Source organism: Armatimonadota bacterium, assembly GCA_031459855.1.
Taxonomy (GTDB): domain Bacteria; phylum Sysuimicrobiota; class Sysuimicrobiia; order Sysuimicrobiales; family Humicultoraceae; genus Fervidifonticultor; species Fervidifonticultor primus.
On the sequence record JAVKHP010000001.1, the window covers coordinates 110,186 to 123,500 of the forward strand.

Genomic DNA, 13,315 nt, shown 5'->3' on the forward strand with positions numbered 1-13,315 from the left:
CGCCCGATCCTGCGTCGGGTGCGCGGAGGATGTACGCGGGATGCGCGCACTGTCTGCGCGGCGGGCCACGACAGCGCAAGACAACAACCGCTGTTAGGTACCAGATGGCGTACCGGCAGCCTGCTGAGGATGACGGCCCACCACACGGTCACCCCGATGGAGGAGCACCCGGCGTGGGAGGGAACCAGACCGAGCGCAGCAACGGCATGGAAGGCTACTTCCGCGCGCACCGCAGACGGCTGACCCCGCAGCGGGCCCTGATCTGCCGCCTGCTGGACGGGAACCGGGAGCACCCGACGGCCGAGGGGCTGTACCGGCGGGCCCGCCAGACGATGCCGACCCTGTCGCTGCGCACCGTGTACGCGGTGCTGCACGAGCTCGTGGCCATGGGCGCGATCCAGGCCCTGGACCTGGGCACGGGCAGCACGCGCTACGACCCCAACCCGCGCCCCCACCACCACCTCGTCTGTGTCCGGTGCGGGCGGGCCGCCGACGTCCACGTGCCGCTGGGCCCGGTCGACCTGCCGCCCGACCAGCGGCAGGGCTACTGGGTGACCGACTTCCAGGTCGTCTTCCGCGGTGTGTGCCGGGAGTGCCGCCGATGACCGTCCACGACATCGCCCGGACCGAACGCATCGAGATGTACCTGAAGGCGATCTACACCGTGGCGCACAACGCGCCGCCGGTCACGGTGTCGAAAGTCGCCGAGTACATGGGGGTCGCGCCGCCGTCGGCCTACGAGATGCTCAAGCGCCTCGAGGCCCAGGGCCTGGTCCAGGCCATGGCGGGCGCCGGCTACGGGCTCAGCGAGCGCGGGCTCGCCACGGCCCGCAAGGTCGTGCGGCGCCTGCGGCTCGCCGAACGCCTGCTCACCGACGTGCTGCGGGTGGACCTGCCCGACGTCTACGCCGAAGCGTGCAAGCTCGAGCACGTGATCAGCCCGGTGGTCGAGGCCCGCCTCGCAGAGGTGCTGGGGCATCCGGCCACCTGCCCCCATGGCCTGCCGATCCCGGGCGAGGCCGCCGAGGAGGACGGCGACCTCGTCACCCTGGACCAGATCCCGGTGTGGGGCCGGGCGATCGTGGCGAGCATTCCGGAGGAAGATCGCACGATCGTCGCCCACCTCGCCGCGCTCGGCGTCCTGCCCGGGGTGGTCGTGCAGGTGCGGGAGATCGGGTTGCTGGACGGCCCGATCACCGTGGAGGTGCGCCACCAGATTCGCGCCCTCGGGCGGGCGCTGGCGCAGCGCGTGCGGGTGCGCCCCGAGGTCGGCCATCAGCCACCGGCGGGGCCGCCACGCGGCCACGCGGACCCACGCAGCGCAAGCGGTACGTGAGCACCGCCGGGGGCCACCAGGGCTGCTCCGGCCATCAGGCCTCCCCGCCAGCGTGAGAGACACCTCAGAGCCCTGTGGCACCGGGGCCGACTGCGTGAGGGATCGAAAGGTGTGCGCCGCCGCCCGCGGCGTGAGACGCACGTGAGAGCCCTGTGGCACTTCCCGTGAATGCGGGACGGACGGGAGGGGACGGCTGGGCGCGGACCGCGGCGCCGGGCAGGACGCCGTCCCCTGGGGTCCCGGGCGCCCCGCTGCCGCCAGGACGTCCCGGGAAGGTCCGCCGCGTCCCTGCAGATGCTACCCCGGGCGCCCCCCGCTTGCGTGCCCACGTCGGAGGTTCATACCATAGGGGCAACGTATGGCACGGCCCGACGTCGTCACCCTCCTCGTTGCTGCGGTCGTCGTGGGGGACCTGGTGTTGCTGGCTCTGCTGCTCCGACACCTCCCCCGCGCCTCTGCCGCACGCCGCGCCCGCTACGACCAGTGGCGCCGACGCCTGGAATCTGACCCACGTCTGCGGAGGCTGTACGACGCCCACCGGCGAAACTGGTGGCGCGTGGGCATCGTCAACTTCGTGGACGTGGCGGTGAGTTTCGCGGCCTCCGGGATACTGTGGTGGCTCCTTGCAGGCGCCGGAGTCCTGCCGTCGGTCGACATCACGGACGGGGTCGCTGACTTCGAGGCTCTCGGGTTCCTCGCGCTGTGCCTGGGGGTATGGCTCGGGCTGTGGTACGTGGGCATCAAGAAGTTGGGTACCACTCCCGGCCTGCGCCTTGCCGGGCTCGTCGCGGTGTCCCCGGAGGACGGCCGGCCGGTGCCGCCGGACAAGCTGCGTCCGCCGTACAAAGGCGACTACCGACGGGACGACGCGCCGGGGTTGTTGTTCGTGCCCGCGCGTGACCTCTAGCACCCGGCGCCATTGCGCGCGGAGAAGCGCGCAGACAAGGGAGAAGACGATGAAGCCTGCAAGGAGGGCGGACCTCGCAGCTGCTCTCGCGACCGTCGCCGCTGTTGCACTGCTCCTTTCCACCGCGGGCGCCCCTGTGGGGGCGCAGGTCCGGGTGGAGGGGGACGCGCAGCTGTGGCAGGAGGTCCTTGAGGCCCTCAACCGCCTGTCCACGGCGCACACGTACCGGATGCGGACCGGCCCGGTGGTCGTGGAGGTCGACCAGCGCAGCTCACCCCCCTCGAGCCGCATGGTGGTGTCCTCAGGGGGCGTCCAGACCGAGATCGTGCAAGTCGGGGACCAGGCGTGGATGCTGACCGCCGGTATCTGCCGGCTGCTCCCCCGCCAGCAGTCCGCCGCGATGGCACCCACCCGCCCGCCTCGGCCGCAGGACATCACGGGCGTGGTCCGGATCCTCGGACGGACACCCGGCGCCCACACGACCCCACGGGGGGAGGTCCGTCCCGTCTACGTGTATGAGTACGAGTCCGATGTCGAGCAACCCGGCGCGGGTCGCGTGCGCGCGCGCACCCGGCTCTCGGTGGACCGCGAGACCACGCTGCCGCTTCGCATGGCCCTGGAGCCCCTGGGCGCCACCCCCGGATCTTCCACACGGCCCGGTACCTGGGAAGCGGACTTCTACGACTTCGGCGCGGACATTCGGATCACGGTTCCCCCGGAGTGCCCGCGCTCTTGAGAGCAGACGTCAGCACTAGGCCATTGCTTATCAACTGAGCAACGGAGCGCATGCGCGTTCCCGGGTACTGCTGGACTATCGCCTTGGCGTACAGCCATCTGCTGGAGGGTCCAAATCCGTTCTGAGTTTGTAGGATCATCACCGATCCCCGAATCACTTCACGCACGTTGACGACACCTCAAAGGTATTCGCCCTTTTTCCTACGTCTAGAGTAGGCGCAACGCTCTACTAGCGTCCCTGGGTCGTTAGAGGCTAGCTGTCCGAACGCACGCTACCTTACTCGTCGCAAAATCCCCTCATTTCGGGTCTCGATCTTTCGAGGTGATGTGTCATGGGCGCAATGTGTCGGCCTCCGCCAGGGCGGCGGCCACGCTGGCCACCGTCTTCGCAGACGTGCGCTCCCACACCTCCCGCAGGTGCTGGCCTAGCCGGGTCGGCGTCTCGAACTGCCGGTCGGCCACCATGTCCAGCAGGGTCACGTCGGGGGTGTGCCCGATGGCCGTCACCAGCACGCACGGCAGCTGCAGGGCCGCTCTGGCCACCGCGGGGTCCTCGAAGACCTCCAGGCCAGACCCGCCGCCCCGGACCACGGCCAGCACGGGAGGGGCGTCGTCGACGGCCCGGGCCAGGGCAGCGGCCACCTCCGCCGCCGAGCCCAGGCTGGCCCGCCGCCACTCCAGCCTGCAGGCCTCCGCGGCGGACCCCAGGGCAGCCAGGATGTCGCGGTCCACCACGCTCTCCAGGCCTGTGAGAAGCACGACGCGGGGCTTCTCACCCCGGTAGAAGGCGGAGGCCAGCAGACCATCGAGGTCCCGGCTTTCCCTCGCCGCCCGGGCTCGAAGGATCTCAGCCCGGGCGAGGTCCTGCTCGGAGAGCGCTGGTCTCTCCACGCCCATGAGCTCGGCCACGTGGAAGACCAGCCGCAGCCCCTCGCCGCTGTCCTGCGCCTGCACCCGCAGGACGCCTTTGAGCACCGCTGTCTGGCCCTCGCGGAGGGCGCCGCGCAGGGAGACCGGAATGCGGATCGAGATCTGCCTGCCCGGGACGTATTCGTCCTCCAGGCGGTCGTAGCAGAAGCCGTTGTACTCGCGACCGCTGCCGGGCCGCCAGACGCCCTTCAACAGGACCGGCGTGGCGTACCTGGAGATGCGCAGGCTGGCCTCCAGGGCGAGGAGGAGAGAGGAGGGGGTGTGGATTGAGCCCGCGCTCGATTCCCCCTGCACACTCTCGAATGTTCTTCCCTCCTGCCTTCCGTCCATGTCGCGTCGACCTGCGCCTCGTCAGCCACGTGCCTGCTTTACGGCGTTCTTCCCGTGGCCAGACGGTCGATGAGGGCGGCGATCTGCCATGCGGGGTCACCCTCCACGAGGAGCGCGATCTCGAGGTTGGCAACCAGGCCGCCCCAGGTGAGGTTGGCCGACCCGACGATGGCCCTCCGGCGGTCCGCCACGACCGCCTTCGCGTGGAGCAGGCCGGTGCCCCGCGCCGCAAGGTCGACCAGGGTCATATGCGGGTAGCTCCCCCGCAGACGGGCCAGCCTTGCGGCCGTCTCGGCGTCCACGCTGCTGGTCGACGAGACCACGCAGATGACCCGTACGCCAGCCGCCAGGGCGCGCTCCACGTGGTCCATCAGGATCCCGGAACCCGGGCCCACCCGGTAGGCCGCGATGTGGAGTTCCGATGCGGCCGACCGGATGAGCTCCACGAGAGCTGGCTCGATGCCCCGGATTGAGCCGCCCACCAGCTCCGGCCCGGTCGCCAGCACCGTGACCATGGCGGGGACGCTCATGCGTTCTCCAGCAGGATCTGCCTGTCCAGCCAGAGATTCCGGTGCTCGCAGGAGGTCTCCGGAAGAACCGTGCACGCGTAGCACGACGCCCCCGACGTCGACCCAGCAGAGAAGCGGCGCTCGTCGCACAGGCTTCCATTCGAGCAGTACAGCATGGCGTCCACAGCCAGATCCACAATCTCCTGGAACCGCGGCGCCAGGGCCACCAGTCCTCCCATGGACGCGTCCGTGCCGGGCTGGGCGGTGTACAGGACCAGGGCCCCGGTGGCACCTTCGGACTCCTCGCGCAGGTAGACGCGCTCGCGTATGGACGCGGCTCCGTAGCCGGAGTGGATCGCGATTGCGCGGATGAGTAGGTGCGAAAGGGTGTGCCACCAGACGAACACGGGGTGCAGCTCGACGTGTGCGGGCGTGCAGACGAGTTCGTCATAGCGCCGGTCAGTTCTTGCCCGGTTCCATTCGCGCGCCGCATTTCCCTGCAGCGGCGGGTGGCGGAGGCCCGGGTGCGCGTCCGAATCGAGTGTGATGAGGATTCCCTCTCCCGGATAGTCCAGACCGGGATACCACTTTGTGCCGCCGGCGTCCCTCCACGAGACATCGACGCGGGTCGCGCTGCGCTGGGGATCCACCATCCGGAAATAGCCCCGTTTGACCATGAGGACGCGCAGCCGGGGGATGGGTACGGCCCTGAGGCGGACCCCGGGGCCGTCCGCGGCTCCGGCACGCTGCGGGGTGATCTCAAAGCCAGCATCGGGGTCCCACGCCGCTCCGTGTGTTGCGGCCGACAGCAGGGCCTGCATCTCCGCATGGAGGAGTTCTTCCCGCGACCCGGGGGGCGGTTCGAGAAGCTCCAGGCAGGCGCGGATCACCCGTCTCGGGTCGTCCGAGGCCGCCCGGCGGATGTTCTCCACGGCGTCCCAGAGACGCGGCTGGCGGGTTGCCAGCCTTTGCAGCCTCCCGGTGAAGTCCTTCAGCCAGCTCTCCTCTCTGCCGGGGACCGGCGCGTCCAGCGATTGCAGGACGGCCATGATGGCCGGTATCTGAAGGAGCTGGTGCAGGCGTGTGTGCGCGGGTGGGAGCGTGAAGATGGCTTCGATGTCGGGGACGTAGAGATTGCTGGCCTGACGCTGCACAAGCACGGCGTGATGGTCACACCCCGTGCGCGTGGGAGGATCCTCGGGCCGCTCGCGCTCGGGAAACCGACCGCTGCAGGGCCACCTGCCCTCGTACAGCCGGGCGAGCGAAGCATCCGCCCCGCATAGCGGGCAGCGGACCCGCAGGTCGCGGATGCGGCTGACGCCGCCGAACCAGTGGAACCAGTCTCTGTGCTGGCACTGAGAGCCACGGCCGTGGATCAGCGAGTGCCAGCTGACCTCGTCCAGGTGACCCCTGCTGCAGGCCATGAGGAAGCGGACCGCCTGCACCCTCCTTTTCCCGCGCCCCCCGGGCCCGCACTCGGGACAGTCACGCGCGTAGAGGATGGAGTGCTCGGTGCAGATTGCCCACTTGGGGAAGGGCCGGGTGGGCCAGGGAGGATCGTGGACACCCGGAAGCCGGTACACCCGGCCGTCCAGCATGGCGGCCAGTCTGCCGGCAGAGATCTCCCTCTCCTGTGGATCCACCCGATCGGGGAAGTACCCGCAGTCGGGGTGGAGGATCATTCTCGGACCGTGAATGCTTTCCAGAAGCGCACCGGGCCCGTAAGTGATGAGGAACTGCGACTGGCGGACCTGCTGGCGGCCCATGGTCTTCCTCCGCGACCCGTCAGCCGGTGCTCACGGGCACCGTGTCCTCGACGTCCCGGAGCGACTGGGGTGCCATGTCGTAGACGGCACGACCGGCATTCCTGTGTTCGGCATCGCCCAGCACCACGCTGTGCTGCGGGGGATCCCCGAAACAGTACTCGACGTAAACGAGGTCATGCCACGCCGCCGACGCCTGAGCCCAACGGTCGAGAGCGGCGTCCAGGATCTGCCGGACGTGTCCGGGGTCAGGACGTCTGAGGCGCGGCTGTGCCGCGGCGCGGGCCTCAAAGGTCCCGGCAACCCACGCCTCGTCCTGGCGGCGGGAGCGCATGTCGCCTGCCGTTGTGTCCACATGCCAGGGGTGACCCGACTCCCTGGAGCACCGGAGCAGGGCGACGGCGGCCGGTCCGCCGGCCCGCCCGGCCACCTGCGGGGAGAAGGGCATCACGCTCACGGGCTCCACGAAGGCGTGAAGCCTGCGGTGGAACCCAATGAAGAACTCGTAGTGGCTGAGGTCCCTCGGCCTCGTCACCCGCAGGAAGGTGACCACCAGTCCGCCGCGGCCGCGGCCCACGCGCCCGGTGGCTTGGACGTAGGCCGAGGTTGTCTTCGGCTGGCCGGCCACAAACATCAGGCTGAGTCTCCGGACATCCACCCCGGTTCCGAACATGGAGGTGGTCAGCAGGATATCCGGGGCGCTGTCGGGCAGGCGCCGCTCCAGCCGGCTGAGGATTTCGGGCAGCTGGGTTGATCCGACACGGCTCGACAGCTCTATGAGGCCGTCCTCCGTGATGGGGCGCGGGTTCCCGTGGCCGGCGAGCGCGCCGCGGATCCATTCCTGGACGTCCTGCCGGCACAGGCTCCTGGCGCCGGCGAGCTCACGGATCGCGTTGAAGAACGCCACCAGGGTCCACCACGGATCAGCGGTGCTGTCTCCCAGGTCCAGGCGGACCTCGTGAGCGGACTGGAGAAGCCGCGCCATGATCCTGAACACCGGCGTCAGGGGGCCGCGACCGGGAGCGCAGACGCCGACGTAGAGGCGACCGGGCGGCCCCTCCTCAAGCGGGTGCGGCTCCCTCTCGCGGAGGAAGAAGCGGTCGTCCCAGCTCAGGCCGTGCGGCGGAAACACGTAGAGCCTCCTGAGGAAGAGGGATTCCACCTGGTCCTGCGCCTGGCGGATGGTGGCGGTCGACGCTATGTACTTCGCGTGGTACTCGGAATCGCTGCCCGCAGTTCGCCTGGCGCAGAGCTTGTCGACCACCGCCTCGTAGAGGCCGAACATGCTTCCGAGGGGGCCCTCCAGGAGGTGAAGCTCGTCCTGGATGATGAGCTGCGGAGGTTCGAAGGGAGCCACAACCTGTGCGAGTGCCTTGAGCACGGCGGGGCTTTCGGTTCCATCCCGGTAGTACCCCAGGAACGGATGGAACCGGTCGACGTTGCCGAATAATGAGGCCGCCCGCGGTTCCCAGGACAGCCTCGCGAACTTGTCCGCCGTTGCGATCACCACCGAGGGGCAGCGGCGGTAAATCTGCTCGTCCACGGTGAGAGCCGGGATGGGCACCGACACACTGAGGTAAGTCCTGTGACTGCCGGAGCCCGGGCGCACGAAGGCAGGTGCGGTGCGGAAGGCGAGGCCGTCCGGCGAGGTCACGGCCTGGCCACGGGGCAACACCAGCTGGTAGACCTGTGTGGCGCCCGTGTCCGCACCTGGGCCGGCGCTCGCGTCACACGGGACGCCCTCCGCCCAGAGCACCCCGTCATTCAGCGGGCACCGCGGCCGCGGGCAGAAGATGTCGAAATCGATTTCGTGAGCGCCACCCTTGGGCCCCGTGATCCTGCGGATGAAATAGCCGGGGCGCCCGGCGTGGGCGGTCAGCTGTACCCCGGACCCCTTCAGCACCGTCTCCAGCCAGTCGTGAATCTCGTCTGCCAGGACGTCCCGGCCGCAGGACAGGCGGACCTCCAGAGCAGCGGCGGTGCTGTCCGCCAGCCGAGTGAGGGAGACGTCGAGGACCTCAAAGGCGGGGTGGCCTGGCGATCGTCTCGCTGCCTGCAGGATCCGCTGGGGGCTCCGCGCTTCCACCAGCCAGGAAAGTGTGTGCACGCCCTGGGGAAGCGTGTCGAACGCCAGGACGCCGCCGCACGCCGGGCACTCCAGCACCTGAGCCGGCTCCCCCCGGTGGGCTCCACCGCCCGACGGCTTCTTCAGGGCGTACATGGCCCCAGGGTTCGAGGGCGGACCTGAACCGAGATGGTTCGGCGTGACGTTGCCGCCCACCCAGAGTCCTATGGCGAACCGCGCCGTGCCCCAGATGAATTGATCGCGGATGTTGCACCGGGCAGGCCTCCAGCCCACCGGCCCGCCGCCCCTCAGCCCGAGTACCCGGAGGTACTCGCAGGCGGTTATCATCCGGAGGGCGCGTCGGAACTGCTGGATGGTCAGAAGCCGGAGGGTGTACCTGGAAATCACGGCGGTGCCGGCCCCGTTGCCGACCCTCCGGCGCAGCGCGCGCCTCCGGCGGTACGCGATGGCGAAGGCCATCAGCGCCAGGTAGGCCTCCGTCTTTCCCAGTCCGGTGGGGACCCAGAGTAGGTCCAGGGCGTCCCTGTCGTAAGAGTCCGGCCTGACGATCGACTCCAGCACGCTCAGGATGAACGCGAGCTGGAACGGCCTCCAGCGGAAGGGTCCGGCCATTTCGCCGCCGGCCCAATGGTGCTGCAGGGACACCGCCCGGCAGGAGAAGCAGAAGGCAAGGCGGGCCTCCCTGTCGCTCAGCAGGAGCTCCAGCCCGGCACGCATCCGGCGGGCCGCGTCGCCGGCCTGGTTGAACAGATGCCAGACCGCATCGTGGTACCCGCGGCTCTCCAGGGCGATCCGATCGGCCTCCTGCTTCCACTCCGCGACCCGCTGCTCGAAGAGGCGGACGAGCGGCTCAAGGGCGCGGCGCAGCTCTTCCGGCTCCCAGCACTCGGCGAGAACATCCGCGCGCAGCTCGGGGGTGGATGGCAGGTCCTCCGGCCAGCCGGCGTCGGAGGTGAGCACCGCGTAAACCGGAATGAACTCGCTCCGGACGTGCGGGGCGGTGAACCTTTCCCGGATCTCCCGCGCCAGGACGGCACCATCCGGCCAGGTGAGGGCGCGGAGGTGTTCCAGCTGCTCCGGAGGAGCGTCAGTTCCGGGATCGCGCTCGGGATCCACCTCCCTCCAGACGGCGGAGCACATGTGGCCCCGCGCCCGAATCGCTCTGTGACGGTGGAGGAGCTCGAGGACCAGTGCCTCCCGGTCAGCACCGCCGGTCATCGGAGTCCGCATGGGCGACGGCTCCGGATGCGACAGCACCCGAAGCTGCGGCTGGAAGATGTGGTCCGCGGGGTCGGTCCGGGAGGACCGGCGCTGCAGCCGGTTTATCAGGTACAGCGTGACCGTCGCTCTCGTCCGCCGTTCCCCGGGAACCCACCGCGTCCGGATGTGCAGGGAAAGCTCGCAGTCGGGGTGCTGCTCCGGGAGCGCTCCGTTGGGGCCCAGGCATACGACCCGGGCCTCGCCAATCCCGACCGTCACATCGCCGACCCAGACCCGCGGGTGACGCCTCCACTCGCGGGGCTTCTGCCGGTCATCCTCCGGCAGGTACCGCGCCCAGGTGACGCACAGATCCAGGGACACCCGGGAGTCGGTCTCGACCTCGAAGGTGATCCCCATCCCGCAGGGCCGGGCAGCGGGGTCGAGCTCCGGTGGTGCCACGAAAGCGCCGGGTTCTCCGGCATCATCCGTGTCGTCCTCAGCTGACAGAAACTCCACCTCGTTCACCGGGATGGCCTGCTCGGCTTCGGGGTCACGGGACCGGGGGACATCTCCTTGTTCCGGCCGGGGTGCCAGGACCGCCGTCAGGTACAGCGCACAGGGGTCGTCCCGCCGGACGAGCTCCTCAGGCCCATCCCGCGGTCCGAGCAGGTCCCTGACAAGGTCCGTCAGGATTCGGAGCCTCGTGCCGTCCGCGAAGACCCCTCCGGATCCGGACATTCCTCCACACCCCCCTTCATGCAGGCGTCCTCCAGGGGGCACCGGGAGCACAGCGGCCCGCGCGGGCGGCACACCGTTGCCGCCAGGTCGATCAGGGCCCAGTTGAACTCCCTGGGCCGGCGCCGGTCCAGCAGGTGCTCCAGGAGCGCGGCCACCTCGCGGCTCCGCCGCGGCTCTCCCCGGCACCCGATTGCGAAGAAGCGAGACACAACCCTGGCCGTGTTGGTGTCAACGACCGCCACGGGGCGTCCGAATGCGAAGCACGCGACCGCCCTCGCCACGTATTCCCCGACTCCCGGAAGCGCCCGGAGCGCCTCGGCGTTCGCGGGCACCCTGCCACCGGCCTCGCGCCCGAGCAGCCTCCCCGCGCGCACCACGTCACCGGCTCGCCAGTGGAGTCCCAGGGGTCTCAGCACCCTCTTCACCGACCCCGGGGGCGCGTCTGCAAGGGACCGCGGGGTGGGGAAGAGCCGCAGGAAGCGCCTGAAAACCGGCACGACCTGCTCGGCTCGGGTTCTCCTGAGCATCATCTCGGCCATGAGCACGTGGTACGGATCGCGGGTGCGCCGCCAGGGGAAGCGCCTGCCCGCTGTTTCCCACCAGCGGATCAACCTCCGCCGGAACAGACGGGTGACCGCGGGCGGGAGTGGCACGGGTGGTCGGACCGCACCCCCCGCGGATGCGCTCATGACCGTGGCCCGCTCAGGGTGCGCACCACCGCCTCCATGACCGGAGGGCACACGGCGTTGCCCAGGAGGTGGATGCGCTGCCTGCGTGTGCCGTGACGGAGCACGAAGGAGGCGGGAAGGCCCATGGCTGCCCGGAGCTCCTCCGGTTGGAGCATCCGCATCAGCGGTGTTCCGGACTCCCACTTCACGATGGCGAAACGGTCGCGGGTGGTCACCGTCCGCAGCGGAACGTCGAGCCGCTGCCAGCCCCCGGCCCCATCCGTCCCATAGTACACGACCAGGAACGGTTCTCCGGGTCCGAGGGTGCGAATGGCCCGCATGGCGCGTTCCACCGTCGCCCGCGCGCGGCCCGGGGCGAACAGGGGAGTCCAGGCGTAGCGGCCGTCGAGGTCCACGACGCGCAGCGCCGGCACGAAACGGCGGCACCTCGGGATCACGGGAGGAGGCACCCGTTCGAGGTCGCACATGATGAACAGTCTCCTGCGCGACTGGGGCACGCCGAAGTCCCTCGCGTTCAGGATCTGCTCCCTGACCCGGTACCCGATGGAGGCGAGGCTTTCGAGCAGGCGGGGATACAGGTGCCAGCGTCGCATCTGCGGCACGTTCTCGATGACGACCCAGCGGGGCTTCAGGACGCGGGCGAAGCGCACCACCTCGAAGGCTGTCATGGAGCTGTCGTCCGGGATACACCACCCGCCCCTCGCGGGCGTGTGAGCACGGCACTCGGGGGAGCCGACGATCAGGTCCACGGCACCGACCTCGCGGGCGACCTGCCCCGCGCTGACGCGCCTCAGGTCGCAGCAGCGGGCGGCAGCCTCCGGGAAGTTGTCCCGGAACGTGCGGATCGCGAGGTCCCAGCGGTCGAACCCGGCCACAATCCTCGCCCCGGCGGCACGCGCTCCCACGCTTGAGCCGCCGGCCCCGCAGAACAGATCAACCGCGCGGATCACGCAGGCCATCTCCGCCCCACGGTTGCAACAAGCAGCCCTCTCCCCTTTTTGTTTGTCGCAATCCCCTCATTTCGGGTCTCGATCTTTCGAGCTGATGGAAGGGGCGCATACCCTTCTCATCGGAGCCGGGCGGGCGCTCGCATGGGACGTCCTCCTCATTCTCACTGGGAAGTGTTTCCCATCTTCTGCCTGGACGCTCCCACCAGCTCGAAGTACGGAGCGAACTCGGCCACCAGCAGCCCTCGTCCCGCGGGCGGCCCCTGGAAACCCGACCAGTCCTGCAACTTGGCATACACGGCGGTGAGCTGATTGGCCACGGTGCGGACGCTGCGGTGAAGGCGCCGGGCGATGGCGGCGTTGTCCAGGCCCTGGCAGGCCAGATGCGCCACTTCGCGTTCTGCGGGGGTTAGCCAGCGCTCCACGAACTCTCGCCGTCTGCGCATGCGTTCGCCCCTCACGATCTCTTCGTACCTGCGGATGGCCTCTGCGGGATCGTCGATCTCCGCGAGGGCCGCCAGCATGACCGCGGAATCCGTCCAGCGGAGCACCGGGATGGGAATCAAGCGGGCGGTCTTCCCAGGCGCCAGATGCATCTGGCGCGGAGCCCCCGGCGTCCAACCCTCGCTCAAGAGGTGCCACGCACGGTCGTCGGGGCCGAACAGGAGCTGTGCCACGACCATCGCCGCAACGCTCATCACCTTGCGGCCACCGGCCAAGCACAGGTGCACGGCCCCGTGGGAACGTTTGAGATCACGGACGGCCAGGTACAACACCGAGAGAAGCCGGCGAACGTCGGCCTCGGTGCGAAAATCGTCCAGGCCCCCAGCCTGGCCGCGCACTGGGATCGGCCGCAGCCGGATGGCCACATAGCGACCCGCCCTGAACTCCCGACGAATGCTGCGAACACCCTGCAGGACAGCCGCCGAGGTGGTGTGGACCACGGCCACTTCGCGGATGGGTCGGCGCCGTGCGAGGAGCAGGTCGAGGGCGATCGTAACGACCTGCGGTTCGTGGCCCAGAGTCGCCACCAGCGCCTCGCCGGTGGTGCCTGCGCGGCGGGCCGGAAGAGAACGTGGCGCGCGGAACGCGACGAGCGTGTCTCACCCCCTGAAGGGCAGGCCGATGCGGACCAGCCGTGTCCC

11 protein-coding genes are annotated in these 13,315 nt (G+C 69.7%); 4 read left to right on the forward strand and 7 right to left on the reverse strand.

Annotated elements, in window-relative coordinates:
* The first annotated feature begins 173 nt into the window (after nucleotides 1–173).
* The 4 genes from QN157_00470 to QN157_00485 all read left to right on the forward strand — a co-directional run bounded on the left by QN157_00470 (nucleotide 174) and on the right by QN157_00485 (nucleotide 2,979).
* Complete coding sequence (locus tag QN157_00470; GenBank protein ID MDR7554057.1) at nucleotides 174–605, forward strand: transcriptional repressor; 432 nt, start codon at nucleotides 174–176, stop codon at nucleotides 603–605.
* Nucleotides 602–1,336 carry a metal-dependent transcriptional regulator gene (locus QN157_00475; GenBank protein ID MDR7554058.1) on the forward strand — a complete coding sequence of 245 codons (735 nt, stop codon included), beginning with the start codon at nucleotides 602–604 and terminating at the stop codon, nucleotides 1,334–1,336. Before QN157_00470 ends, QN157_00475 begins: the two co-directional genes overlap by 4 nt.
* A 358-nt stretch (nucleotides 1,337–1,694) precedes the next feature.
* Complete coding sequence (locus QN157_00480) at nucleotides 1,695–2,243, forward strand: hypothetical protein (protein ID MDR7554059.1); 549 nt, start codon at nucleotides 1,695–1,697, stop codon at nucleotides 2,241–2,243.
* Nucleotides 2,244–2,397: 154 nt separating this feature from the next.
* The gene (locus QN157_00485) at nucleotides 2,398–2,979 is read left to right on the forward strand and encodes a hypothetical protein (GenBank protein MDR7554060.1); all 582 of its coding nucleotides are present in this window, start codon (nucleotides 2,398–2,400) and stop codon (nucleotides 2,977–2,979) included.
* Between the two features lie 329 nt (nucleotides 2,980–3,308).
* On the opposite strand, the gene QN157_00490 is transcribed toward QN157_00485, so the two are convergent.
* The 7 genes from QN157_00490 to QN157_00520 all read right to left on the reverse strand — a co-directional run bounded on the left by QN157_00490 (nucleotide 3,309) and on the right by QN157_00520 (nucleotide 13,201).
* The gene (locus tag QN157_00490) at nucleotides 3,309–4,238 is read right to left on the reverse strand and encodes an exodeoxyribonuclease VII large subunit (protein MDR7554061.1); all 930 of its coding nucleotides are present in this window, start codon (nucleotides 4,236–4,238) and stop codon (nucleotides 3,309–3,311) included.
* A gap of 38 nt (nucleotides 4,239–4,276) precedes the next feature.
* Nucleotides 4,277–4,768 (reverse strand): phospholipase D family protein, encoded by a 492-nt coding sequence (locus QN157_00495; GenBank protein MDR7554062.1) that lies wholly within the window; start codon nucleotides 4,766–4,768, stop codon nucleotides 4,277–4,279.
* Nucleotides 4,765–6,513 (reverse strand): DUF1998 domain-containing protein, encoded by a 1,749-nt coding sequence (locus tag QN157_00500; protein ID MDR7554063.1) that lies wholly within the window; start codon nucleotides 6,511–6,513, stop codon nucleotides 4,765–4,767. The genes QN157_00495 and QN157_00500 overlap by 4 nt, the downstream gene beginning before the upstream one ends.
* A 19-nt stretch (nucleotides 6,514–6,532) precedes the next feature.
* Complete coding sequence (gene drmA / locus QN157_00505; protein ID MDR7554064.1) at nucleotides 6,533–10,534, reverse strand: DISARM system helicase DrmA; 4,002 nt, start codon at nucleotides 10,532–10,534, stop codon at nucleotides 6,533–6,535.
* Nucleotides 10,483–11,073 carry a DNA glycosylase gene (locus QN157_00510; protein MDR7554065.1) on the reverse strand — a complete coding sequence of 197 codons (591 nt, stop codon included), beginning with the start codon at nucleotides 11,071–11,073 and terminating at the stop codon, nucleotides 10,483–10,485. Before QN157_00510 ends, drmA begins: the two co-directional genes overlap by 52 nt.
* 146 nt (nucleotides 11,074–11,219) lie before the next feature.
* Nucleotides 11,220–12,173: a DNA cytosine methyltransferase gene (locus QN157_00515; protein ID MDR7554066.1), complete on the reverse strand. Its 954-nt coding sequence runs from the start codon at nucleotides 12,171–12,173 to the stop codon at nucleotides 11,220–11,222.
* A 161-nt stretch (nucleotides 12,174–12,334) separates the two neighbouring features.
* Entirely contained in the window at nucleotides 12,335–13,201 is an 867-nt protein-coding gene (locus tag QN157_00520) for a CRISPR-associated ring nuclease (protein ID MDR7554067.1), read from the reverse strand.
* Nucleotides 13,202–13,315 lie beyond the last annotated feature (114 nt).

What these genes read in the sequence shown, in the direction of transcription:
- QN157_00475 (MDR7554058.1), top strand. Translation starts at nt 602, where the DNA reads ATGACCGTCCACGACATCGCCCGGACCGAACGCATCGAGATGTACCTG.
- QN157_00495 (MDR7554062.1), bottom strand. Translation starts at nt 4,768, where the DNA reads ATGAGCGTCCCCGCCATGGTCACGGTGCTGGCGACCGGGCCGGAGCTG.
- QN157_00500 (MDR7554063.1), bottom strand. Translation starts at nt 6,513, where the DNA reads ATGGGCCGCCAGCAGGTCCGCCAGTCGCAGTTCCTCATCACTTACGGG.
- drmA (MDR7554064.1), bottom strand. Translation starts at nt 10,534, where the DNA reads ATGTCCGGATCCGGAGGGGTCTTCGCGGACGGCACGAGGCTCCGAATC.
- QN157_00510 (MDR7554065.1), bottom strand. Translation starts at nt 11,073, where the DNA reads ATGGCCGAGATGATGCTCAGGAGAACCCGAGCCGAGCAGGTCGTGCCG.
- QN157_00480 (MDR7554059.1), top strand. Translation starts at nt 1,695, where the DNA reads ATGGCACGGCCCGACGTCGTCACCCTCCTCGTTGCTGCGGTCGTCGTG.
- QN157_00490 (MDR7554061.1), bottom strand. Translation starts at nt 4,238, where the DNA reads ATGGACGGAAGGCAGGAGGGAAGAACATTCGAGAGTGTGCAGGGGGAA.